Source organism: Estrella lausannensis (assembly GCF_900000175.1).
GTDB classification, from domain to species: Bacteria; Chlamydiota; Chlamydiia; order Chlamydiales; family Criblamydiaceae; genus Estrella; species Estrella lausannensis.
Genome location: NZ_CWGJ01000025.1, coordinates 22,203 through 47,754, shown reverse-complemented (window position 1 = coordinate 47,754; position 25,552 = coordinate 22,203). Strand labels below are relative to the sequence as shown.

The window sequence follows — 25,552 nt, the reverse complement described above, 5'->3', positions numbered from 1 at the left end:
ATGTTCAGGTTGTTGGCGGCACTTCCATTTTTTTTTCTAAGCTGTCTTCATGGCGCTCCCCTTACTCTTCAGGACTGCTTCCAGCTGAGCCTTAAGGAAAACCCGAAAACGGTCTCCTCGCGTATGAAGGTCAAAGAGGCCAAAGAAGAGGCCTTGATCGAGAAAGCAGCCTATTACCCGGAGCTGAAGGCCTCTGCCCACGGATTTAAGTGGCAAACGCATAATTTCTTGGAACTAAGCACGATCCCCCCCGGAATTCCCCCCAATATCTTGCCATCCGTCATCGGACCGACAGAGGACTATGGGTATTTGGTCTCTGCTAAATACACACTCTATGATTTCGGCGAGGCAAAAGAGCGGTACCTGGCCGCACGCTCCAAAAAAGGAGCTGCCGAGTTTGACCGCATCCGCCTGCAGGAGGAGATCCTGCTTAACGTCGCCATCGCCTTCTACCAGCTGGCATCCTACGACGCCCTCGTTGGGGTTGCCCAAAAAAATCTGGAAAGGACGGAACACCACCTCAAGCTGGTGCAGCAAAAGCGGGATGTGGGTACGGCTCCCAAGTCCGATCTGCTAAGAGCTCAGGTCGATGTGGCGGAGGCGAAACTGAACTTAGTGCGCATGGAAAGCCAGTTTGAGATTGCCAGGGCACGGCTCAGGGAAGCGATTGGTCTTGACAGCGACATTGCACTGACTATTCAAGCTGAAAGAAGCTCTAGATCCCAGCCTGAAGAAGATGACCTTTTATGGGCAAGAAAGACAGCGTACGCCGCTAGGCCTGAAATTAAGTCTCTCTGCTTTCAAATCAGCGGGCGGACGCATCAGTTGAAGGCCGTCCAAAGCACCCACTGGCCCAAGGTGACAGCTCTTGGAACTTATGGAAAAAGGGACAGCGATTTCTTACCCGAAGAAGACGAGTGGCTCTTTGGTGTCCGCATGGAGATGCCCCTCTTTACAGGCTTCAGGATAACCCATGAAGAGGGCAAAGCCAAAGCAAACATCAGGGAAGCTGAGGCTAATCTGGCTTCGACAAGGCTGAAAATCGAAGAGGAAGTGCACACAGCGTACTCAAAGCTTAAAGAAGCTTTCGAAGTGATCGAGACCACCTCCGTTCAGGTCAAAGACGCCGAAGAGGGCATGCGCCTCACGGAAGAACGCTATGAAGCCGGTGCTTCGACATTGACCGACCTTTTAGACGCCAAGACCCAGCTTCTAAGAGCGGAGGCCAATCATGCGAACGCCGAGTGGAATTTTGAAGCGGCGATCTTCTACTTTCAGTGGACTCAAGGAATTTTGTCCGATAACCTATGCCGAACCCATTCCTGAATGGGCAAGCATCCTCCGCAGAAGATACCAACAGTATCTTGGCCGCCAAACCTGATTTTAACAGTCTCTAAGTTTTTCCAGCGCAAATTCCTCCCGTTGATGTATAATGCACCCTTTACCCTGATAAAAATTCACTTATGATCATCTTCGATTCAGTCAGCAAATGCTACGGAGACCAGACGGTTTTCAAAGACGCCTGCTTTACGATTTCCCCCAATGAAAAAGTCGGCCTCGCCGGCCGCAACGGATCGGGGAAATCCACCCTTTTCAGAATGATCAATGGCGAGGAGAGTGAAGACGCAGGATCGATTACCATTCCCAAAGGGCATCGCATCGCATTTTTAAGACAGCATCGCGATTTTAAGGAATCAAGCACCCTTCTGGAGGCAGCCTCTTCACTGCCTGAGGGGCAAAAAGAGAGCGTGCACAAGGCAGAGGCAATCCTCTTCGGCCTGGGATTTACGGAGGCCGACTTAAAAAAGGCGCCCTCCCACCTGTCTTCGGGATTTCAGATGCGCCTGGGGCTGGCCAAGGCGCTTGTCGAAGATGCGGATCTGCTCCTTTTGGACGAACCGACTAACTACCTGGACATCATCTCGCAAAAATGGCTGCAGCGCTTCTTAAAAGGGTGGACCAAGCAACTCATCATTATTTCCCACGACCGCCACTTCATGGATAGCATTACCGACAGTACGATGATGATCCACCGGAACCTCGTCAGAAAGATGAAGGGGGGAACAGAAGACATCTACCGGCAGATCGTGCAGGAAGAGGAAGTCTTCGAAAAGACCCGTAGAAAAGAAGAAGAGAGGATCCAAAAGCTCCAGAGGTTCATCGACCGCTTCGGCGCCAAGGCGACCAAGGCCTCCCAGGCTAAATCGAAGCAAAAGGAAATCGATAAATCACCCAACCTGCAGAAGCTCTCCCGGATCCATAACCTCGATTTTGAATTCAAAGAAGCGCCCCTTGAATCGAAAGTGCTCCTCGCAGCCCACGAGATGACCTTTTCTTACCAAAAGGAAGACAAACCGCTGATCAAAAACCTTTCCCTGGATGTGCTAAATGGCAGCAAGATCGGAGTCGTGGGCAAGAATGGCAGGGGCAAGTCCACCCTTCTTAAGCTGCTGGGAGGCTTTTTAAATCCCGATGAGGGAAAAATCCGCATCTCCCCCAAAATCCAGGTGGGGTTTTTCGGGCAGACCATGATCGACCGGCTCGACAGTAAAAAGACTGTTTTTGAAGAGATCAAGGAATCCAATCACAATCTAAGCGACCAAGATGTTCTCTCCCTCGCCGGTTTGATGATGTTCACCAAATCAGCGTCAAACAAGCTGATTTCGATGCTGTCGGGAGGAGAGAGAAGCCGCGTTGTCTTGGCAAAAATTTTGGCCAAGCCCTGCAACCTGCTTCTTTTGGATGAGCCGACACACCACCTTGACATTGAGTCCACCGAAGCGCTCCGACAGGCGCTCGAAATTTTTTCCGGAGCCTTCGTTTTAGTGACCCACAGCGAAGAGCTCCTTTTGAACCTCGAATTAGACCATCTGATCGTATTTGACGACAAAGGAGCCCGCTCGCTTCCCTATGGATTCGGCGACTTCCTGGATAAAGGAGGGTTTGCCGAGTCCTCTTCGACCGAGCCTAAGGAACAAAAACGGGATATCAAAGGGGAGATCGGACGGCTCAAAGCGGAAAAAATCCAGGCGCTCTCGCCGCTGAAGCAGCAGATGAAAAAAATCGAAGACAGCATCCACCTGCTTGAGAAAGAGCTCGAAAAGTTGAATGCTACGCTCGAAAAGGCCTATATGGAAAAAAACGGCGAAGAGGGAGGGCGGATCCACAAAAGGATTGTCGAATGCGAAAAGGGTATCGACTCCCTGTTTGAGGAACTCGAAAAGGTCTCGGCTCTCATACAGGATAAAACCCGGACCTTCGATGAAAAATTAGATGAGCTCGCCGCCCTAAAGAGCCTGTCTTAAAACTGAAATCAGTATATCTTCCTGCTGAAAGAGGGTAGGATATTCATCAATAACAGCTTACGTCACCCCTAACTCCCCGGGCACCCCCCTTTTGGCTGGTTGGGTGCCAATCTAAAATCTCCCTCAATTTCAACATTCTAGATTTATTTCTTTCTTTTTGATTAGATACGCAATACCGAAGGATTTAAAAAAATTAAGGGTGACGTCCTGTTGTGCGCTCCCAAAAGACATCTTATTCAATTGATATTATGTTTTTTAGATCGCATGACGTATACCGACAGTGTTTCAAAATTTAGGCACACTCCGGTGTGCAGTTCAATTTATGACAGGTAGACTCACATTCCTTGCCAAACCACAGTGGAGTAAAACCATGGCGTGTCTGTTCCAACAAAAGCGGCTGCTGCTTCTGTTTTGTTTGATCTTACCCCTTATAGGCTTTATAGCCGCCCCCTTGGAAGCAAGGCTGTTTTATAACCCCCACCTGACATACAGCTGCTACAGGCTTATTGATCTCGGACCGACCGACCTTCCGCAGTGCTGTTTGGCAAGAGACAGCTTCCCGGTCTCATTAGGGCCCAGGATCAACCAAAAAGGACACGTGATCGGCAACACCAGCTATGGAGGGTTTGTCACGGACCTCTGCAATCCCAAAAGCTGCTTTCAAAGAAACGGAACCTACGCTTTTTTCCATGGGATTAACAACAACGGCCTGGTACTGGCTTCCGTCAACCAAGCGGACGGATCGGGAGAGTGGTATCTGTGGTCTTATGTCTATTGCCGGCATCAAGAGACACCGCTGCCGCTTAACTTAAAATGCCTAAATGGCGGTGATGTGCACTTCAGGTCAATCAACGACAACGGCCTGCTGACGGGCGCGAGGAAAGTGAAAGACAAAGAGGAGTACATGGCGGTATTCTACAGCCCTGAAAAGGGGATACAGGATCTGTCTTGCGCCTATTTGCTCGGCGCCAACAACAGCGGTAACATGGTGGGATTTGAATCGCCTTCCGACGAGAACACCCCGCTTTTATACCATTACAGGGGAGGATGGAACGGTTTTTCTGACGAGGCGTGCCTTAAAAAACCTAAGGGGAAAATTCAGTTTCAGATGGATATGACGATCGCCCATGACAGCGCTGTTTTTGGCAGTTTCCGAAGCACCAAGAATGGAAGGCCTTACATGTGGGCATATGAGTGGACTCCCATCGAGAGATACTTCAGAGTCCGCGATCTCTCCGGGATGAAAATCTCCGCCGTCAACAGCTGCCATACGATCGTCGGCTCGCTTTGCGGCGAGGCGGCTATCTCCATCAACATGGAACCTCCTGTAGTTCTCTCTTCTTTGGTCCATGGCGGCTGCAAAGAGATGACGTTGATAGAGGCGACAGACATCAATGATGTCGGACAAATTGTCGGCTACGGCAGATCCTGCGGCTCGCTTCATCTCTTTCTGTTAGACCCGATAAGATAGGTTTCTCATGGTTTGGCTGGCTGTTTTTCTATGCATCCCGCTCTTTGCTTTTGGCGCCACTCAAGACGCCATCACCTTGGATATCGGGGTTAAGACGATAGCCTTCCACGATGACTTAAGGGAAAAGCTTCTTTTGACGGAGATCTATTACCCTGCCGAGAATGGAACCAAGAGTGAAAGGACGACCACCGATATTTTTGATCGGTTCAAAGAAGCCAGGGACTCTCCTATACTCAGGAGCAACAAAAAATATCCGCTGATTGTTGTCTCTCACGGCCAGAAAGGAGACCGCTTCAACCTCTCGTGGCTGTTGGATATTTTGGCCGGCTATGGCTATATCATCGCCTCGGTAGACCATTTTGGAGCAACCTGGTCGAATTACGATCCCGAAGAATCAATCAAAAGATGGAATAGAACCTTCGATGTTTCCCACGTGATCGACGCCATCATCAAAGATCCCGTGTTTGGTCCTCATATCGATAAAGACAAGATCGGTATGATCGGATACTCCCTGGGGTCTCTGACGGGCCTTTGGCTTGCAGGCGGCATTGCCACCAATTACCGAAAACCGGACGTCCAAAATAGCCTGGACATTGAAATGGAAGAGGGTCTTAACGAACAGGCCATAGAAAATCTGGACATCTCAGAAGCGAAAGAAAATTTAAAAGACGAACGAATCAAGGCTTTCCTTCTTTTAGCTCCTGTCTACGGCTTTGCATTCAGCAAAGAGGGGCTCTCATCCATCAGGGTTCCCCTTCTCATCATCGCTGCGTCAGAAGATGATAGAGCTCCTATCAAAGAGAACGCTCTCTTTTTCAAGCAGACGATCCCCTCGGCGGGGATGATCACCCTGAGCGGGAAGGCCGACCACACCATCTACCTCAACCCTCCCTCTCAGGATAGGTTTTCCAAGGAGAGGAGAGAAGCGCACCGGATTATCGCCAGAGAAACATTGAAATTTTTCCACCGCACCCTGAAAGAGCAATAGGGAAAGCCGCTTATTTACCTTGTGAGCTCTTCGAGATAGGATCGATAGCTGTTCAAGATAAGGCCGATGGACTCTTTCTCAAGCCGCGTGTCCACTCGCTCTTGAACCGCTCGGAGATCTCCCAATCTCCCTTCAAGCCAGCAGATCTTCTCTCCCGTCGGCTGAATAGAGAGCTTTTTCCTGGAAAGATCGGATCTCCAGCCTGCCTTCATCTTCTCAAGCCCGCTCAACTGGGGAGAGGCTCCCTTTTTCTTTTCAAGAGGAGTGAAGCCGGGGGCGGAGGCTTGAGGCTCGGGTTTCCTGCCGTCTTTATTGAAAACATGATCATACTTCAGATGACCAACGAGAGGATTCCCATCTTTTAAAGAGAGCTCAAAACGCATTGTGGAAGTAATAACTCCGATAGTGTCCAGCGACTTTGGCTTGGGAAGTCCGGCAAGATGCATTCCCGTTTCCACCGGTGTATCCATCCTGATTGAAACGGTGACTTTTTCAATCACGCCGGAGGAGTTGCGGTGCACTTCAACATCGACATTCCTAACCACTTCCTGCAAATCGAAGATGACAGGCACCTCTTTACCCATCACATCAAGATGCCTCAGACGACCTTCAGGATTAATATTCATCTCCATATGCAAAGGCACCATCATGGCATTGACGGGCGTTTGCGTAACGGCCGCCTGGATAAAATGCTTCCAGATCTTTTCCTCGGAGGCGAAGAGATGGTTGAATCCCTCTTTGTGGAAGGCATAATAATCAGCGGGCTTTGTTGAATCCGATGGCTTGGGATATCCCTGAAATACCCCTTTGGAGGGGTCTTCAATCCGCAAACGAAACCCCGGCCGCAGATAGTCCTTCTCGAATTGTTCGTTATCTAAACGGTTAGGGTTTTTAACCAAATCCAGTTGCATGTTCTGCTCAATCAGTTCCTTGGCATCATTCTCCGAGACCTTTGCTTTGGCATCTTCGATGAGGGAGGGAATCTGGTTTTGGAAGGATGCGATAGCCTCTTTTTTTGCCTGAACATAGGCGACGGAGACATCCTCTTTCGGAGTTAAGATCCCTTCGATTTCTGAAAGCTCACGATTCAGTTTTTCGATATCTTGCCTTAGATGCTCTATCTCATCTCTCGCTCCTCCTTGCTCGATCAACTCGGAGAGAGCCTCTTTCTTGTTATCCAATATCGGTTTTAAAGAGTTTAACCGCATCTGACACTCTTCCATCAGGTTCTTGGTGGATTCCACCGCTTTGACAACAGATCTTGACCCTGTCCTGAACCCAAAAAAGTTCAACACAATCTTCACTACCTTTTGAATAAAGGAAGAGGCTCGCACTTCCTGCGGAGTCTGAAGTTTGATCTTCATTCTCTCCAGCTTCTTTTGATCAACCCCTTCCAGATGAACCGACGCTTCCCCTCGTTTCAGAGCGGAAAGCATCACCATCAGGATTTTTCTTTCGGATTGATCCAAGCTTTTGACGCTAGAGACTTCCGCAGCCTTGGAAAGCTCTAAAATATTTCTCATTTGACTATGTTGAACTCTCATATTCCCCCCTGGAATCGGTCTGCTACGATCTTAGACAGACTCCTAGCTCAAATACCCTTGAGCGAACCTGTCAATTTTCTTAAAGAGGGCCCGCTCTTTGGCTTCGGATATATCGAGCATATGCAAAGTGGATAAAGATTCCTGAACACCCTCTGGCGCGGCAGCTCTACCCTTGACAGCTGCTGCGTAGGCGTTTTTAAGCCGACCCTCCATCTTTTCGGCACTTCCGGGCAATGAAGGCTCTTTACCAACAAAAACATTGAGGGGAGCTTTCCCGCTGCTTTGCACTTCCATGGCAACCTCCTTGCATAATGAAAGCTTGCATACTCCCATTATAGAACTAACAACATTTACCATTTGTAAAGATCAAATTAATTATAATTTACTAAGATTTTTTAAATACAAATCTCGCTCAAACAGCTTTTGCTTATGAATTTAAAAATTCCTAAACCCGCTCTTCCCAAGTTGTGCAAAATGAGCGATACCATTACCTTTCAAAAGCGGCATCAAAACGCCCCCCTTTTTACTCAGCTGATTTTCCACAGGCACGCCCTGGCTTCTTCAGCAAAGAATAGCGGGACTAAAAGGGGAATACGCCAAGATGAAGGAGAGAGGATCGATGAAAGAGAGAGCAGAGACTAAATCAAACAAGATCCATGTGGTGGGAGACTCCTACCTGGAACTTATCTCCGAGCAGAAAGGGGCATCCCTCTCATCCAACGACACCTTTTTGAAAGGGTTCGGCGGCGAAGGATTTCTGCTCGCTGTCGCGCTCGCCAGGCTTAAAACCGAGGTCTCCCTGTGCTCGTTGATTGGATCGGATCCTTTTGGAGAGGCCCTTCTAAACCAACTGGTCAAAGAAGGGGTGCAGACAAAGGCCTGCTCCGGCGCCAAAACCCCTATCCGATTCATCTCGTTTGAATCCAAAGACAAGACAGCTACCTTAATCTATGCCGATCCAGAACAGGCAGGGGTGTCTCTTCCCAAAGAATGCGGCAGCGCCCTGGTTCTCTTTCTGAAAAGCCCCAAGGCCATCGAGCAGTTAAAAGCAACAACCGCGGAGCTGCCTCTACGGAAACAAAGCGGCGAAAAATTGATTCTCATTCTGCCGGAGGAAAAAGAAGAGCTTTCCGACGAACATAAGGCCACTCTTTGGCCTCTCATAGAGCAAGCGGATCTCTTCTTTTCCTTCGGCAAGCGCTCCACCTCATTTCTCAGCACCATGGACCTCGCCTTAAAAACGGGGAAAACATCCTCCTATGTGATCGAACGCCACCCCGGAGTCTTCGAGCTCAGCATCCACGGCCAGCGCAGCAATTTCTCCCTCGGAAAAAAAACGGCAGCCATCCCCGGAGAGGAGCATCTGCTGATGATTGCCGCCTTCATTACCGTGTATATGGAAAACAAGCAGATCCAAGAGGGCATGGAAATCCTCAAAAAGGCCGACGCCAGGGTGGTGGAACGGATTCCCCTGATGAATATACTCCCCTACCTCGAAAACTTGAAAAACGGAAAAAATGAGCGCCAGCAAGCCAGCCGCGATGCTATCTCTTTGGGTACTGAAGACCAAGGGCTTTGCTTCCTTACATTCGACCAGATCGGCCACTTTGAAGAACTGGCCCGCAAACACCGCCGCAGTGAAACGTCCATCGCCAAGTTCAAGGATCTGATCTATCAGGCGTTTTTGAGAACAGCTGCAACGGCGCATCATGCCACTTTGGGAGTCTGTGTCGACAACTGCCATGGCGAAGAGATTCTTGCCAAGGCTTTGGCTCATCACTATTCGATCATCAGAACAGTCGACGAGCATACTAAAAAAGTATTCGAGGAACATCCCTACGGGCTGATCCGCTCCTGGCCGCGGAAAGAGATCGTCAAAGTACTGCTCAACTTAAGGGATGGAGAACTTCCCTCAAGCGACATCCGCTGGATGCAACGTCTCTTTGAAGCCGTCGAAGAAACGGGTCATCAGCTGCTTGTGGAGATCTATGACAAAGAGCGCAACGGTAGGGAAGAGAGAGTGCTCGCAGCGATCAACTCCCTTTACCAACAAGACATCCACCCCACTTTGTGGAAACTGCAGCCCTCTTTTGATCTCGATGGGTGGCGCCACATAGAACAGACAATCGATAAGCACGACAAGCAGGCAGGAATTTTAGTGCTGGGTGACAGAAGGCCCTTGAAAGAGTTGGCTAAAGACTTAAAAGGTCTAAAAGAGTCGATCCACAAAGTCAAAGGGTTCGCCATCGGACGCTCGCTCTGGCAGCATGTGGCCGAACACTGGTTTGAAAAGCGGATATCCGATGAGATGGTGGAGAGCGAGGTCGCCTACAATTTCCGAAGGCTCCTGACAATCTGGGAAAATCCGGCGACTTATCACGAAGAGGAATTTGACGATACTCCCTTAGAGCATATGAAAAGGTAGGAGAGTCTTCAGCTTAAGAAAATGCCAAGTTCAATCTCGACGGCCAGAATGCCCTCGAGAACACACAGCTCTTTCTCGGCTGCCGTCATATCCTCTTCGGTTCTTGCAAGCTCTTCCTCGAACCGTTTTTTTTCTTTGAGGAGGCGGCGAATCTCCTGCTCCTTCAATCGTTCATCATGATGCGACTGCAAAAACGTCCGGATCAAAAGAAGAGGTTCGGCTGGGGCGCTTAGACTTTTGATCAAAGCCCTTATCCTATCCTTTTCCCGGGCAAGCCCAAAGAGTGGGGACTTCTGCATGACCTCCAGGCTATTTATAGCTGATTCCACCTCCACTTTTAAGCGGGCGATATCCTTGGGCAACTTTCCCTGCGTCCCCTCCGTCATGTAGGGCTTGGAAAGGATGCCGAACGCCTCCAGAAGATCCTCTTGGGTGGTATAGAGTGGGGATTTATCAATCTTCAAGGTCCGGACCAAAGATTCGACAAGGCTTTTGCACTCCTCGAAATGGGTGATTGATTGGGATTCGGGCGCTACCGGCGATGGAGGCTCATTTTCCGCGGCCTCCTTCCTAGCCTCTTCAAAGATGGACCTGCGCTTTTGGCTTTTTTCGAGCAGCGTGCGCACGAAGTTACGGCCATGAAGCTTTTTCATCTCTTCCAAAGATCTCTTCAGACGTTCGATCTCCTGCCTGTTTTCAACCCTGTCCCGATAACTCTCCATCATCTGGCTGATATCAAGCAGATCCTTTTGTCTTTTGGCAATTTCCGAAGCGAGCGCCTCCTCGATATCCCGACAGTGCTTAAGAAGAGCCGGATCCCCAAATAGCGAATCCTCCTTCCTGATTTCTTCAAAGGTAGGATCGATAAGACCCTGCTCGACCAGATTTTTCCGGATTGAACGGGCCTTGTTCCACTCATGGCGATAGCTGTCAAGGGATTCGAGCGCCTTCAGAGTTTTAAGGAGTTTGCTCAGTTTGGTGTTCACCTCCGGAAGCACTCCCTCGGGTAAAAGGGGAATTTCCACCGATTCTTTGGGGAATAGCGGGGTCTCTTCTGAAGCCTCCTGCAGCCGCTCCAGCCGTCTTCTGACCGCATCCGTTTTCTGCCTCTTCTCCACCCATCTTTTTCTAAGGAGGCGGAAGCGCGCCGCAGCCTCCTCCTTTTCCGATCCAATCCACCGGATCAAATCCTGGAGGCCTTCATCCCCGTACACCTCAAGCTGCCGATAGCTGAAGGCTCTCCGCAGGCTCTCCAGCATTTCTTCTGATTCAACAGGATTCTTAAGTCCTCTTAAATAGGCAGCGAGCAGCTTCCATTCCTCTTCCAACCGTTTCTGATAGGCGGCCGGACTTTGCTTTTTGAGCTCTTTCAGCTCGTTTTGGAGGATGATCTCTGCCGACTCTTGAAATAATGAGCTTTTGCCATCAATGTCGAGCGCTGTAGCCCATCTACCCACTTTCTTCTTACCCCTGACCATCATAGCCAAGGTTCTGCCGCTCTCTTGCAAAAATTGAGACTTCTCGTGGAAATTCCTTAAAAAAATGTCCTGCCTTCGCGCTTCCACTGCCTTTCTCCAGGCATCGTCGAGTTCCGTGTAATAAAGAAGAGGGGAGAGATTCCTTCCCTTCTCTTTTCCGATTAAAAAATCCATCTCACGCACTTTCTTCAAAAGGTCTTCCTTATCCCTAAGAAGGGAGCTTTCGATGACCTCCTTAATCTGCTGTGACAACTCCTCGATAGCCGCGAAGGCTTTTTGCATGGCATCTAAGACGGAAGGGGTATCGGGATTTTGGGATAGCATCTCCTGAATGGAGTAGACGAGGTCCAGCGCTCTCTTTCTAAACTGGATCACGTTCAAACTAACGGCCGATTCTCCTTCGATCGCATCCCTAAGCACGCGCGTCTTGAAAAGGCGCGTCACTTTAGACCACCACGAATGGTCCTTCAGAGTCAGGATTTTTAAGCTTTTGAGGTTGAATAGAACATCTGTTGACTCTCTTGTTTTCATCTCCTGGCAAAGAGCGATCACAGCTTTTGCATGGGCCAAAATAAGAGATATCTCCGACGTAACTCTCTCTTTGAAATACTCATCTGCCATAAAGAGGCGCTCCGGTTCCAAAATCAGGCCGTCCTACTGATTCCTAGAGGAGTAGTAGCCAACATTGATCTATATCACAGAGAATGAAGGGTTTTATTTTTGAGTGTAGCAAGTTTCATGCCGAATGAACGGAAAAGAAGGGAGAGCGTCACGAAAAGAGGTCAAAATGGAGGCTTTGACCTGAGAGACTGTCCACAAATTCAAATCTGTCGTCTTTGCAGCTCCTTAGGCCACAAGCGTTCGGGTTAATTTGCAGGGCAGACTCTAGAGGGAGCATTTTGCCCCGTTACGGATTCTATGCTCCCGTGGGGAGTTCTGCAAATCACTTTTGGCGAAGGGAATTTGAGCGATCAGCTCTTGGATGCGCCTGTCTTCTCTGCTCAGCGGCTCTAAAGGCAGGAGCAGCATCTTTTTTTTAAGGTCTTCGACATAAGAGTCTTCCCTCTTCTCCCACTCGGCATCAAAACCGTTGTGGATGGCCACGCGCCGTTTAATGGTTTTACCCGCGAGAGTTTTCCACAGGGAGATTTTTTTATCCTGAAGACGGTGTGGGAAAGATCTGAAGCCGGTCAGGGCATTTAACGAATCCGGATTGACGACCAAGATATCAAGATTGGGCATCTTCTCCATGATTTTACCGAGTCTTTCCCTGAAGGCATCGTCGGACGGCAAGGTACCGGCCAAAGCAAGAAGACGCACGTTATCAAGTGAGGGCAGGCTGCTTTCACACTCAAGGAGCGCTTCTTTGGAAACTTCGATCCCGAGCTTAAGCTGAGGATACTGCCGGATTAGAGCGATAACAGCGTCGCTAAAGTTCGCTGAGCGCACAACCGCTTCGTGCGAGGCAGAAGGACAGGGAAGATGAAAAAAGCTTCTCTGCCGCAGGTATCTCTCCGTTACCGGCGAGGGGGCTGCTTGCTGATTGGGTTGGTAGTTGTCTTTGTGGAATCCGTCGACGTAGAGTTTGCGAGGAGATACAGGCTCGAGCGATGCCCCCAAAAGCTTCAGCCTCTCGCCGAGAATAAACATCTGCAGCTTTTTAGATTTGAAGGCTCTGCCGATATCATCCAGATCCCGAAGAGCGGCCTCATCTAGCTGCCACCCCTCTTGCAACGAAAATTCTATCTTGGGCGCTTCCCTGGCAGGCACCGACAGCAAAAAGGGGATAACCGATAGGTCGATGCTGAGCTCGGGGGTGTGTTTGATAGTGGATAAAATCACTTTGCGGGCTTGCCGGCAGCAAAGCTCCAGAGGGTGGTCGGGGTTCTTTGCCTGGAACCACCTGCTCAAAAAAAGAAACTTCTGCAGAGTCCTGAAAGTACCGATTTCCAGCGAGGAAATTACCTCCAGGCTATTTTTATCGAAGATAAACGCTTGAACGATGAGGTACTCAATGACCTCTTTGAGCTTGTCCAGTTGAAAAAAGTCGGCCGTCAGGAGAAGTTCAAACAAGAGGTCGGGCTGAAAGTCTTTGATCATCTCTTCCCGTTTTTCATCGGAGGACTCCAGATACTCCACTATCCAGTCGACAAGCATCTGATCACAGCCGGGAAACTGAATCGCCACCCCTTCGTGGGCGAGCGCTTTACTCTCTGTAAACTGAGACCGCCACAAGCGGTCAAATACCGGGCTTTGCAGGGCCAGGTTCCAGATATGGGCGACTTTCCGGCTCGTTCCGATGGCGACCTTTCCGGATTGTAAAGAGGCAAGTAGATTCCGGTTACGCAGCTCTGCCGCGACAATCTGAGCCAGCGCCCACTCGTGCCTCGTCCCGTAATTTTCCCGTATATTGAGACGAGCGGCCGTCGTCTCCGGGCTAGGGTCGGGAATGACGAAGCAAGGGGACTGTCCTGTATCGGTCGCTGAAGTGGAAACGAGAGCGTTCATCGACTAGATCTCCTTGAAAGAGTGGCAAATGAGAAGCCCCCTTGCGGGGGCGCTAGAGATTGTACTAAAACTGAAATCGCATGATTTGAGTGTGTAGACAGTCTCTTAGTTTATAAAGAGGCGTCTCTCGCCTCATCCAGAGTCTGGTAGGTCGACCCGTTCACCAATCTGGCGAGCGAAAGCCCGACGCTGTGAGGGGCGTTGACTAAGGCAGCCTGAACGACCTTCTTCGGCTGTCTGAAGCCAAACCACGTAGTATACCATACCACGTTGCCGATGATTTTTCCGAAAGTGCCCATCTCGCTTTCATTCCAGTAATAGGTGCCGGCCATTTCTTTTTCCATATCGATCCGGTCTTTTTCGGGATCTGCCGACACGGCCGCATCGGTGGAACGGATTTTCATCTCATAAGGCACCTGACAAAGAGCCTTGTTGAAGGGACGGTAGCCGTGGCGAACTAAAAACCCTGCTGCAAAGCCTTGATCATCATCCATATGCATGTTGATGATCGACCTCTTCACGTTGGGAGCGTTTTTAAACACCTCTTCGCCTGTTCCGCCATGATAGTCGGCGCCAAGGAGAATATCCCCGAACTTCTGGATGGTGTCTTCATAGCTTTTGTCAAAAAAGCGGATGTGTTTCAGATCGATATTCACCCCAATGCCTTTTGCGTTGATCGTCTTCACCGCCTCTTTCATGCGATGGTTCACGCTTTGATTGACTTTAGGGGCATTGAAAGTCGTCACGACGACACTCTTGACCTTTCTCCAGGGACTTCCCTCTTCGGAGGCGGCGATCTTCTCCAGGATAGACACAACCCCTCTCTGGGTATCGCAGGCGCCAAGGCTATGCCCCGAGATACGCAAGGTGACCTCGTCGCTCGCGGTCCTTCTGAGGTAGTCCTCTGTCATATTCTGAATCTCTTTTTCCCTGAGATCATAGGTTTTTCTTCCGATCCCCTCATAGTGGAAATCCCGGTAGAGGCTCATGCCGCCGGCGGTCGCTCCCGGATCGGGAAGCGTTCCCCTGAACACCAAGAAGGCATCTTCTTTCTTCTTGCCGTCTTCTGCCGGTAAAATCGCCTGGTTTTCATTCATAGGCGCTAAAATATGCGCGATCACGGCGTCGTTCTTTCTCTCTAAAGATTGAGCAACTTTATAAAGAACAGGGGCTTCTAAAACTTCTTCACTTCCCTTTTTGATGATGGGCATCGGCAGGATCTGCCCTTGCTTAAGCTCCAAATAAGCCAAAGACTTTCCGGCGTACTCACCGATAGCCATGTCTGGATTTGCCAAATCGAGCTGACTCCACGATTCCATCAAAGTCAGGGCGTCGAGATCATGGTTAAAGAGGTATTCGGAACTGTTTGCGCCTTTCTTTAAGTGTCCTAACACATCGGAAACACTGAAAGCGGTGTTAAGCACAGGCACCGTCCTGAAAGCGGAGTGAAGGAAGTTGATCTCTTTAGTCGAAAGATCATTGAATGTCTCCTTCCCTTTGATGTTCATGTAGAGATTCTCATTCATCTGGTAGAGATAGTCTCCTGCCCGATAGGAATCGAGTTTACCCGGCATGCCGGCTTTAATATGTTCGAAAAGGTTCTTGAGATCGCACTCCAAAACGTTGGACGCGACTCCCACCATGGCTTTTTTCAAATCGCCGAGGGCGATGGTATCTTTTTTGTTCAGGCGGTATCTCCCGAAAACACGCCTTGCCAACAGAGTGCCAAAACTCTCTTTCAGGATGTGGAAAAACTCCTTATGGGATTTTTTCGCTTCCGCTTCGGACTCGGTCTTGACGATTCGTCCGTCCTTGAAAGCGATCGCATCACTGTCTTGAATTTTTTTCGCTTCGTTTTCCCCGTCCGCAATAAGATCGTTCATATGGTGATAGATGTAAGAGACGATATTGCAATGCTTTTTCTCTAAACCGAGCTCTTTCCGCTCCTTGCTTTTATCAATCACCGAAGACATCAGGTCTTGCTGCATCAAGACAAAGCTGCTTTCCAGGCCGCTGGCCTCCCCGAATTGCTCATCAAACAAATTGGGGACGCTTATGTCGACGGAGTCGCCTTCGGAATCCGAAGACGCGCTGCTGCCGTTAACCCCGCCCTCTTCGTTTTCAAGACTCATGTAGGCGTCTTCCGCTTTCTGGGCTTTCTCCAAAGCGGCCTGTTCTTTCGCGAAGCCGCGCATCGACGCTTCAAGTTCGCCCAAGATCTCTTGCTGCTGCTCAAGTTCCAGAGCTTTCGATGGAAGCTGGCCGCGGTATTCAATCGAAAGAGGGCGTCTTATGGATGGAACCTCCATTCTGAGCTGTTCGATACGATCCAAAAACCCCGTAGAAAGTTCTGCTGTGGGCCTGAAGATGGATAAGTCCCTGTCTGCCGCGTCGGCGATCATGTTCCCTGTGACGAACCGTCCCCTCTTCTCCATGTGCTGGAGGGCCAAGTTGCCGATAGCGGCGGTGTCTCTTGCATCCTTTGGGGATGAGAAGGCAATTTCCAGGCGCCGGGTCTCATGGGCCAGCTGAAGTTCGGCCGCGATCAAGTAAGCGAAACGGTTTGCCCCATCCTTTGTCATGTGCGCTTTGATACATGAGCCAACAATCGTCACCGCTACCGACTCATTTCCACTCCTAATGAGAAGAGGATGGTTGACGTCGTAGCGTTGAATTTCGTCGATGACCCCTTGCCTCAGCCCCATTTCAACGGCCCTGACAACCGCTCCGGATGGATCAAGCGCAATCGGGGCGATCTGATAGGTTTTACGGGCCTCAATATCAAGAGCTGAGAGAGAGCTTTCATCAACATGAAAAGGAATCAGGGGGAGAGGCTCAAATGACTCTTCGGGAAGAGATGGCAACTCCACGCTGTCTTCAACTTGAAATGATGCCCTAGCACCCAATGCTTGTGTTGGTTGAGTAAGAGGCTGAGAGAAAGAGGGCAACTCTTCACTACCCTCGGGTGTGAAAGGGGCCAAAACAGGAGTCAGGTGCGGCTCTACCGAGGAACGATGGACGGTCCGTATCGATGACAAGGTGTTCAAATCGCTTCGGGAAAGTGGGTTTTCAATTGCCGGAGAGGCTGATCCGCCTAAAGTAGAAGGCTCTTGTCGGTCTAAAGCAATGGAGAGATCGGAATTTGGGAGAACGGAGCGAGACTGGATAGGTTCTTTCGTTGCAGACACGTCCGGCTTGACTGAGGATCCTTTGCCAACCGCTGGATTCTTTGCTTTGTTTGACGGCTGCATCCTCTCTTTCTTTTTCGCAGGAGCTTTTCCGGGGAGCAGGGACAAATCGTTTTTCGGGGGGAGCGCTTTCTTCTCTTTACCGGAAACAGGATGCATGACCTTCACAAAATGGCCGACGAGCGTGCGAAAGACAGCGGCCGTAGCGATGAATGCGGTAGCCACCGCGGCAATGGCTGTCAATACGACGGTGACGATGCGCTGTGCTAAACTAAGTTTACTGAAGTCCTCGAGCGCGTGATATCTGTTGCTCAGAGGGTTAAGAATGCTAATGCCGTCCATGGTTATTATTCCCTATATATATGTAACTACAATTCACGAAATTATAAGTAGTTAAATGATAGAAGTAAACACTAGATAAATTAATTAAATGTTAAGGAATTATGAATGTTTCATTAACAGACTTAACGAACGATCAATTAAAACGGATTGTGCAGTTTTCCCGCATCAGGAAGTGCCCACTATGTGGACTTGTTTGAAAGAGCGCCCTGTGCCAAAAGCAATCGAAGCAAGCCAATTGACGCCTGCGTAGAGAATGCCCACACACTGAATTAACTGCGCTTTACGGGTGAATTTTCGTATGAAAGTTAAAAAAATTCAGACTATTGGACTGATAGGCTGAAAATTTTTCAGGCTTTAAAGCCCAATTCAGCCAACAAATCATACGATTTTAGTTTGAGGACGGCCTCTTAAAGAAGAATCGCTTCATCTCGGCGATCAACTCCTCTTCTGGCAGAAAGTGGCGGGGGGCTAGCGGCAGAGCGTTGAAAAAATGTTTTCCATAGGGCTTGGTGAACAGACGCTTGTCGAGACAGATCACGCACCCTTTATCGGTTTTTCGGCGGATCAGCCGCCCGAACCCTTGCTTGAACTTGACGACAGCATCCGGCAGGGAGTCTTGCAAAAAGGGATCTCCGCCCTCCCGATGGATCTTTTCAGCCATTGCCTGCACGAGAGGCTCATCGGGCACTTTAAATGGCAGCTTCGCGATGACAACCAGCTTTAAGATGCCATCCGGAATATCCACCCCTTCCCAGAAAGAATCGGTCGCAAATAAAACGGCTCTCTTGGATGAGATAAAAGAGCGGATCAGCTCTCCCTTACTCAGTTGCCCCTGCTTCAAAACTGTGTAGCGCTCTTTTTCAAGCGCAGTCTTCAGCCGCTGATAGGCTTTATTTAAATAGGCAAAGGAAGTGGAAAGGATGAAGACCCCTCCCGGCTGAGAGCGCACGGCTTTCAAAATAAACTGGGAAGATTTTTCTAAAAATCCCGCTTCAAGCGGAGTCGGCATATCCTTGGGCACTAAAAAAAGGGCCTGGCGTGGAAAATCAAACGACGAGGGGTAGATGCTTTCGATAGGACTTTTGGCAGGCTCTTTGCCCGTCGGGATACCAAGCCGCCCCTTCAAAAACTGAAAGCCTCCATTGGCAGCTAATGTGGCGCTGCACAAGACAACCGTTGGAAACGCTTTGAACAGCACCGCCTCGAGCCGCTCTTTGATGTCGAGCGACGCCCGGTAGATGCGCATCGTCTCGATCCCCTTCCTGAAGGGAGCATCCACCCATCGCACCTCACTCGCGGCGAACGACTCGGCGATAAAACCGTCCGCTGTTTCGTAAGCGGCCGTGAGCCTCTTAATCAAGCTGGTGATGTCCAGGACAAGCCCGTCCGTGCATTCGCGGACACGCTCGTCCGTGAGGCAGCTAACGCCTGAGAGGGTCGATTGCGACTCGGCAAGATAGCCCTTGGCGCTCTCTAAGAAAAGGCGGAAAGCCGGTTCAGGACCCTTCTTCCAATCCGGCCCCATCAGGTGGTGCTTCAACAGGCGCAGCTTACTCTCGCCCTCAGCATCCCCTTTCTGCTGTTTATTTTGCAGCTCCAGCCAATCACTCAGCTGATCAAACGCATCGGCGGCCGAGCGAATCAGTCTATTTTTCGCCTCGGGAAGGGCGATATCGATCTTTTTCAGCAGGGTCTCGATCTCAGGCGTTCTGGTGAGGCTCCTGAGCCTCTCTCCAAGCTGGGGATATTTCCCCCCTTTGACACCGCCCTTCTCGACATGAAGCTTCCCCATCGTTTTGATGAGTGTGGAAAAGGAGGTGTTCTCCGCCATATGCTCCAGAGCGACATCTTCAAGATGATGCGCTTCGTCTAAAATCACCCGGGTATAATCCGGCAGAAGTCCCGATCCATTTTTTTCCCTGAAGGCTAAGTCGGAGAGAAACAGACTATGGTTGGCGATCAGTATCTTCGCATCCATTGCCTCTTTTCGCGCCTTGTAGAAAAAGCAGTCTTTGTAGTTTGGGCATTTATCCTTGCTGCAGGCATCGCGTTCGGCAGATACCTTCTCCCAAAGATCCGGTGAGGGATAGAGAGGCAGGTCCTTTTTCGTGCCGTCCAAAGTACTGTGGCTCCACGCCTCGATCCTGACAAGGTCCTTGCCTGTGTCATCGGGAAAAAGAAGAAGCTCCTCCATCGATTCCTTGAGCCTTCTAAGGCAAAGATAGTTGCCCATCCCCTTGACTAAAACAGCTTTGAAGTCGATGTCAAGAGCCCTTTTGATGAGAGGAATGTCTTTGATGAAAAGCTGTTCTTGCAAGTTGATGGTTTTGGTGGCAATCAAGACCCGCTCGCCAGTTTTGATGGCCCACAAGATGGCGGGCAGAAGATAGGCGAGGCTCTTTCCAGTGCCTGTGCCGGCTTCAACAAGGGCTATTCTCGCCTCATTGAACGCTTTGGTGACATCGAGAAGCATTTGTTTCTGCTCCTCGCGCGCCTCAAAATTTTTGTAGGCGACGGAGAAGGGTCCTTCGGAACCGAGCAGCTCCAGCATCTCTTCTTCAAAAAGAATGTTGTTCGCTTCTCGGATCGAGGGCATGGAAACACTAATGGTTGGTATACCGAAGCGAACTCAACTTTTAAAAAAGCGAATCCACCTCGGTATATATTAAATGGGGGCGTCTGCCAAGCGAAGAAAACCTGCCCTGACGAGGGTATTTTTTATTCCTCTTCCATCAGGTCTAAGAAGGCCTTAAGCTGCTTGGACCTTGTCGGGTGGCGCATCTTGCGAAGAGCCTTGGCTTCGATCTGACGGATCCTTTCCCTCGTGACGTTGAATTCGAGGCCTACCTCTTCCAGAGTTTTGGGCTTGCCGTCGAGCAATCCGAAACGCTGGATAAGCACTTTCTTTTCTCTGTCTGTCAAAGTCTCGAGCACTTCGTTCATTTTATCTTTCAGGATGGAGTATCCTGTTGCTTCCGCCGGAGAGTCAGCCTGCGTGTCTTCTAGGAAGTCGCCGAACTGGCTCTCGCCTCCGTCGCCCACCTCAGCCTGGAGGGATATGGGGTGCTGGGCTATCTTATAGATTTCACGGACGCGGTCGGGTGTGATCCCGAGTTCGTTGGCAAGCTCTTCAGGAGAGGGTTCTCTGCCGGTCTCCATCATCAGTTTTTTCGCACCCCGCAGCACTTTGTTGATCGTTTCGATCATATGCACAGGGATACGGATCGTTCGTGCCTGGTCGGCAATCGCCCGGGTTACCGCCTGACGGATCCACCAGGTGGCGTAGGTCGAAAATTTATAGCCGCGGCGGTATTCGAACTTTTCAACCGCCTTCATCAGGCCCATGTTGCCTTCCTGAATCAGGTCGAGGAAGGAGAGGCCCCTGTTGGTGTATTTCTTGGCAATCGAGATCACGAGACGCAGGTTGGACTCGACCATCTCGCGCTTAGCTTCCTGGCTCTTGTCCATCCAGCGCTGAAGCATACGGACGTCTTTTTTAAATTCGTCGATCGTCCTGCCGGCAGCCAGCTCTTTTTTCTTGAGCTTTCGCTGTGCCGCTTCCAGCTTCTGGTGAGCAAATTTATTGCGCTCGGCCCGCGGCTTAAGCTCCTGGATTTCTCTTTCCAAATCGATGAAGCGGTCGTAGGAATTCATGATCACTTCGCCGAAATCTTCGATGATGTTGGGGCGAAGGTGCATCAGGCGGAGATAGGCCTGCGTTCTGATGCGGCACTTTTCAATATCTTCGGCGATTTTGACCGTATCGCTTTTTTTGACATCTTTCCCGTATAGACGGTTCAAAAGATCATCCAATATGACATCTTCCGCCTTGAGAAGCTCTTTCAGCTTCGGCAGCTTGGCGATAAACTCCTGCTTGTTCTCGACCTCTTTTTCGGCGATGCACTTGTCATAACGCTCTTTGCCGACAAGAAGAAAGGTAGCGATCGAGATAGCCTCGTAGGTGGAGTAGCGGAAGCGCATGATGATTCTTTCGATCTGCTGCTGCGCTTTTTCGATACGTTTGGATATTTCCACTTCCTCTTCACGAGAAAGAAGGGGCACTGATCCCATTTCTTTAAGATACATCCTGACCGGATCGTCGGGTGCGCCTTCGACTCTCTTGGGCAATCCTTCGAGTTCTTTCGCTTCTTTCTTACGCTCTTTCTGGCGTTCGACTTCAGACTGGTTGAGAATCTGAATATCCATTCCGCTCAGGAAGATGAGGACCTGGTCGATCTCATCGGCCGAGTCAAACGACATCGGGAGGATTTCGTTGATCTCCTCATATGTGATGAATCCCTGCTCTTTAGAAAGGGCGACCAGCTCATCAATCTTCTGCTGATGCTGGGGAGTAAAAGCGTTCTTAAATGGTGCTTTTGTCATAATGTCCTTCGCGTTCCTCTTGGAAGCCCTTTTTCAGAGTGGAATCAAACATGAGATGTTGGGCAAAACCCAGTCTTCGGTAAAAAGAAGCCTTTAAAATATAAAAAGTTAAAGCAGCACGGAAAGTGTGCTTCAGTGAAAGGCTTTTTGTCAAGCGCATCCATAACCTGGATATTTTGCTTAAGAATAGAAAAGTTGACAATACAGTACAATGTTTTTTTAAATTAGCAACGGTTTTTTTAACAAGGAAAATCTTGACCGGTGCCTGGTCATGAAACGGCTTGCCGTTTCCTTATAATAGACTACAATTGCGGAGTATGCCAAATTTTGAGCCACCTTCGCCGTTATCGGGATTCAAAGTCTAGCGCTTCAAATTTTAAGTCGCGAAGGGAACAAAAACTTTACTGGCATCAATTCATGGCAAACCTGACAGCAAAAGATGCGGCGGGAAACACTCTTCTTGCCCCAGACGCCAAACGCGGGGAAGACTACTTCTGTCCTGAATGCGCGGCGGTCGTCAGGCTGCGCCTGGGATCCGAGCGGCGGCCCCACTTCTTTCACTTAGATCCCCCGGACAGCTGCAGGCAGGCGTTGAAGAGTCCCGAGCATCTGGCGCTTCAGCTGCACATCAAACATAGTTTTGAAAACCAGGGCGTTAAAGCAAATTTAGAACACCGCTTTCCCGCAATCAACCGCATCAATGATGTCTTTGTCCCAGAAATGAACCTCGGTTTTGAGATCCAGTGCTCGCCGATGACAGCAGAAGAGGCGCTCTTGCGAATTGCCGACTATCGACGCATGAATATCGATATCGTCTGGGTTTTGCATACCATGACCTTTCTCAAAGGCAAAGCGTCCTCGCTCGAGCGAGCGATCGCTAACAAGGCACACTATTTTTCTTCGATGAACGGCAAGGGCGAAGGGGAAATCTTCGATCTGTTCGCTCCCCTTGAAGGAGGGATGCGCAGAGAGCGAGGCATTCACTACCCGGTAGATATCACGACGCCCATTCTTAAAAGTCGACGAGGCAGCTTCAGAAACGAGCGGCCTCTTCATTTCAGGGGCGACCTTCTTGATTTGCTGCAAGAGCGCGGACTAGATCAGGCAACAACCGCCAAGATTCTTTTTGAAGAGGCGCGATGGATGGGTGCCAAAAGAAGTTTTGAGTGGAGAGACCTTTTAAGAAAGGGCTTCTTTATTTTGAAAATCTATTTTGATGAGCTTCTGCTCTCGTGCACAACCGGCAAAGAGATCAATGATACAGAACGCCCATAACATGGCTTTTGAAAACACCGGTCGGAATCATCCCGAGCAGGCACTGCACGACAACGTCTTCGTTGTTTTTATTTTTCATGACCAGGCTGGTTTTCGCCTCATGCAAAGTCGACAGCTGACCCACCACTTTTTTCCAGTCTCCCATCCCTTCTTGCACGATCGATTCGAAATCCTGGACAAATTTTTCAGGGCTGTAGCCCAGAATTGTTTTTACGTGGTTGTTAATGAAAAGAAGCCGGTTTTCCCGGGGCGAATAGACGATCACCGCGGCGCCGTTTTCACTACGTAAACTGTCACAAAGACGTCTTAAGTCGAGGGCGTAGTGGTCGGCCATATCCCGGAATCTTGCCGCCTGTCCTCTGATGTAGTGGGAACCGGTAATTTTTTGCGCGATATCCAGACATCTGCGCAGCTGCTTTTTGGCATCTTCCAAATTTTTTACGCTCTCGGGGGCAAGATAAGAATCTTGCGGCAGCTTTTCTACCTTGTCACTCTTGCTCAGGGGCGGCGAAGAAAGGGAGATGTTACGGAATAGATCTTCCTCTTTCTCATTTTTATCCCTCACTTCGGAGATGATGCTCATATCGGCGATCTGCAAAAGGGTCTTGATCTCGTAGGTGAGGTCGCGGATTTTTCCACCCAGCTTGTCGATCTCTTCCTGCTTGAACTCAAGGCGCGACTTCAGATCGGAAACAGTCTCCTGAAGCCCGATGTTTCTAAGCTTTTCTTCTTCTAGTTTCTCTTCAAAAAGCCTTTGAGCGCTATCGAGCTCCTCTTCCTTTAGCTCCTTCTCAACCCTCTCTCTCTCCCGTTCCTGATTGAGGCGCTGGATCTCTTCGTTGCGGAATGCAATCTCCTCCCGCAACTCTTTTTCCAACTGGAGAAAAGCGGTGTTAGCAGCCTCTTCACTCTCCTTCCCTTCCGCTGGAAGAAAATCAAGAACCAAAGGCTCCTCAGCAACAGGTGGCAGCTCCTCTTGCGGCAGCTCCGAACTCACTTTTTGGCGAAGCTCCATATAGATGGCAATCGATCCCATGGAGATCACAAAGAGGCCCATCGACAGAAATTTTGAGGAATATAGGGATATGCCGAAGTAGCCGGCAGCGCCGATGATGAGCGACAGGGGAAGGGTGTAGAATAAAACCGTTAAGAGAAGTGGCCTTAAACCGCTTCCACCTTTACTCATAGCAAAGCCGCGCTTTCAGAACTTTACTTTGACTGTACTAAGAACTCGATCAAAAGGTCTTATAAGCCGGCAAACAATTTGGCTTGAACAGATCCGATCTTAGTCGATTTGCACGATTCCCTGCCTCTTAACCAAGGGCGGGAAATAGAGCATAAGATGTTCTTATACAGTGAAATGCTAAGCTCCAGGTTACAAAGTGATATGGATTCTGAAACGAATTGAAAATTGAGGATTTTGGCCGAGAAACCGTCCACAAGCCAAATTTCAAATTCCTTTCAGGATAATTTCATTAATATACTAAATCTCCATTTATCTCGAAACGCATTGCAAACTTACCGGCTATTAAAACAAAAGACCTTGAAAATCAATGATTGAGAGTGCGTCCCTTCACGATGCCGCAAGCGTCTCAAAATCTGGTTTTTGGCAAAGAGAAAGCTTCCCCAGATTGAAAAATTGCAACTCACCCATATGTGATTTGCATCTTTCACCCCCCTAGGCCGTCTCACAGCCTCCATACCAAATTTTGACGCGTTTTCGTCATCAAGCACTGTTTTTAAACCCTTTCAGCGGACGAGTTCCAGCCTTATCTTGATGGAGCTGACGGTTAAGTTCGGATGTCTGGGATCGGCTGCGGACACCGGCTCGATACAGACAAAAGAGGAGTTTTTCGAGCGCCACAGCTGCCAGCTGTTTTCCGAGGAGGAGCTCTCGTAGGTTGTGAGCAGGGTGTAACCATCCAATTTCAGAGCGATTTCCCCTTTAAGCAGGTTAGGAAAAGGGCGAAAAGTGTAATCGGCCTCTTGGCTTAGCGAAAACGAAAGCCGGCCGGAGCTTTCTTCGTACCCGATCAAAGCGGGTATGGGCTTGACCTCCCCGTCCACGATATAGTTACCGGCCACGCGGCTGATCACCTCTCCCTTATTACCTGGGACATGGTAGTAAAAGTGAATTCCCATGACCGAATCGGCCTGGCTTACGGACGCCATCTCTAGCTCAAGACCGCCGCTGACCCAAGCCGCCTTATAGCGCATGAGGAAATCCTGGCCCTCGATATCGCTCAATTTGACACCATTTAGGGTATCTCCCCCTTTCAAGGTGGCATCGATGGACCTGGCATCGTTTGTGCTCGTCCAGGCGGCATACCTTCCAACACCGTGGGAGAAAGGATCGGTGCCCTCCGGGATGGCGCCTCTTTTCACATGAGGGAAGAGCGCGAGGTCGAGATTTTTAGGAAGTGATTCGGTTTTTCTGCGATGGAAATGAGGGCCTATCATAGCCCCAAGGCCGGCAAAGCGCTCCTCAAAAAGATGTTGGGTGGACTGATCGATGACTTCGACTCCATCGAAGATCAGGCTCTTCAAATTCATGCCCTGGGAGGGCGCAAAGCGGGCCTGATATTTTCCTTTCTCTCTCGATTCCTCGATGATGACATCTTCCATTTGCTGATCCTGGTGCGTTG

At 49.8% G+C, this 25,552-nt stretch carries 15 protein-coding genes and 2 pseudogenes; 8 read left to right on the top strand and 9 right to left on the bottom strand.

The window, feature by feature from the left end:
- The 5 genes and pseudogenes from ELAC_RS07825 (at window position 1) to ELAC_RS07810 (ending at window position 5,764) form a co-directional block, all read left to right on the top strand.
- Complete coding sequence (locus ELAC_RS07825) at window positions 1–1,326, top strand: TolC family protein (protein ID WP_098038726.1); 1,326 nt, start codon at window positions 1–3, stop codon at window positions 1,324–1,326.
- Between the two features lie 137 nt (window positions 1,327–1,463).
- Window positions 1,464–2,237 (top strand): annotated as a pseudogene (locus tag ELAC_RS12085) (ATP-binding cassette domain-containing protein); the annotation flags it as partial.
- A gap of 153 nt (window positions 2,238–2,390) precedes the next feature.
- Window positions 2,391–3,305, top strand: a pseudogene (locus ELAC_RS12080) (ATP-binding cassette domain-containing protein); the annotation flags it as partial.
- A 370-nt stretch (window positions 3,306–3,675) separates the two neighbouring features.
- Window positions 3,676–4,776, top strand: coding sequence for a hypothetical protein (locus ELAC_RS07815; protein WP_098038724.1), 1,101 nt, complete (start codon window positions 3,676–3,678; stop codon window positions 4,774–4,776).
- A gap of 7 nt (window positions 4,777–4,783) precedes the next feature.
- Window positions 4,784–5,764: an alpha/beta hydrolase family protein gene (locus tag ELAC_RS07810; RefSeq protein WP_098038723.1), complete on the top strand. Its 981-nt coding sequence runs from the start codon at window positions 4,784–4,786 to the stop codon at window positions 5,762–5,764.
- A gap of 14 nt (window positions 5,765–5,778) precedes the next feature.
- Here the strand turns inward: ELAC_RS07810 and ELAC_RS07805 are convergent, their stop codons facing one another.
- Together ELAC_RS07805 and ELAC_RS07800 are read right to left on the bottom strand one after the other, a co-directional pair.
- Window positions 5,779–7,308, bottom strand: a complete 1,530-nt coding sequence (locus ELAC_RS07805; protein ID WP_143406475.1) for a hypothetical protein — start codon at window positions 7,306–7,308, stop codon at window positions 5,779–5,781.
- 42 nt (window positions 7,309–7,350) lie between these two features.
- The gene (locus ELAC_RS07800; RefSeq protein WP_098038721.1) at window positions 7,351–7,602 is read right to left on the bottom strand and encodes a hypothetical protein; all 252 of its coding nucleotides are present in this window, start codon (window positions 7,600–7,602) and stop codon (window positions 7,351–7,353) included.
- 135 nt (window positions 7,603–7,737) lie between these two features.
- Here ELAC_RS07800 and ELAC_RS11765 point away from each other — a divergent pair, with 135 nt between their 5' ends.
- Window positions 7,738–7,950 carry a hypothetical protein gene (locus tag ELAC_RS11765; RefSeq protein WP_098038720.1) on the top strand — a complete coding sequence of 71 codons (213 nt, stop codon included), beginning with the start codon at window positions 7,738–7,740 and terminating at the stop codon, window positions 7,948–7,950.
- On the top strand, window positions 7,928–9,733 hold the full coding sequence (locus tag ELAC_RS07790) for a PfkB family carbohydrate kinase (RefSeq protein WP_158227842.1): 1,806 nt from the start codon (window positions 7,928–7,930) through the stop codon (window positions 9,731–9,733). The genes ELAC_RS11765 and ELAC_RS07790 overlap by 23 nt, the downstream gene beginning before the upstream one ends.
- Before the next feature lie 8 nt (window positions 9,734–9,741).
- On the opposite strand, the gene ELAC_RS07785 is transcribed toward ELAC_RS07790, so the two are convergent.
- The 5 genes from ELAC_RS07785 to ELAC_RS07765 all read right to left on the bottom strand — a co-directional run bounded on the left by ELAC_RS07785 (window position 9,742) and on the right by ELAC_RS07765 (window position 21,632).
- Window positions 9,742–11,832: a class I SAM-dependent methyltransferase gene (locus tag ELAC_RS07785; protein WP_098038718.1), complete on the bottom strand. Its 2,091-nt coding sequence runs from the start codon at window positions 11,830–11,832 to the stop codon at window positions 9,742–9,744.
- Between the two features lie 264 nt (window positions 11,833–12,096).
- Entirely contained in the window at window positions 12,097–13,719 is a 1,623-nt protein-coding gene (locus ELAC_RS07780) for a hypothetical protein (protein ID WP_098038717.1), read from the bottom strand.
- Between the two features lie 110 nt (window positions 13,720–13,829).
- Window positions 13,830–17,249 (bottom strand): hypothetical protein, encoded by a 3,420-nt coding sequence (locus ELAC_RS07775; RefSeq protein WP_098038716.1) that lies wholly within the window; start codon window positions 17,247–17,249, stop codon window positions 13,830–13,832.
- 388 nt (window positions 17,250–17,637) lie between these two features.
- Entirely contained in the window at window positions 17,638–19,845 is a 2,208-nt protein-coding gene (locus ELAC_RS07770; protein WP_098038715.1) for an ATP-dependent DNA helicase, read from the bottom strand.
- Between the two features lie 122 nt (window positions 19,846–19,967).
- Window positions 19,968–21,632: an RNA polymerase sigma factor gene (locus tag ELAC_RS07765; RefSeq protein WP_098038714.1), complete on the bottom strand. Its 1,665-nt coding sequence runs from the start codon at window positions 21,630–21,632 to the stop codon at window positions 19,968–19,970.
- A gap of 417 nt (window positions 21,633–22,049) precedes the next feature.
- On the opposite strand from ELAC_RS07765, the gene ELAC_RS07755 reads away from it, so the two are divergent.
- A complete protein-coding gene (locus tag ELAC_RS07755) occupies window positions 22,050–22,907 on the top strand; it encodes a competence protein CoiA (RefSeq protein ID WP_098038712.1) in 858 nt (285 codons plus the stop codon).
- Here the strand turns inward: ELAC_RS07755 and ELAC_RS07750 are convergent.
- Complete coding sequence (locus ELAC_RS07750) at window positions 22,885–24,093, bottom strand: hypothetical protein (RefSeq protein WP_098038711.1); 1,209 nt, start codon at window positions 24,091–24,093, stop codon at window positions 22,885–22,887. The genes ELAC_RS07755 and ELAC_RS07750 overlap by 23 nt on opposite strands.
- 563 nt (window positions 24,094–24,656) lie before the next feature.
- Window positions 24,657–25,532, bottom strand: coding sequence for an aldose epimerase family protein (locus tag ELAC_RS07745; protein WP_098038710.1), 876 nt, complete (start codon window positions 25,530–25,532; stop codon window positions 24,657–24,659).
- Window positions 25,533–25,552 lie beyond the last annotated feature (20 nt).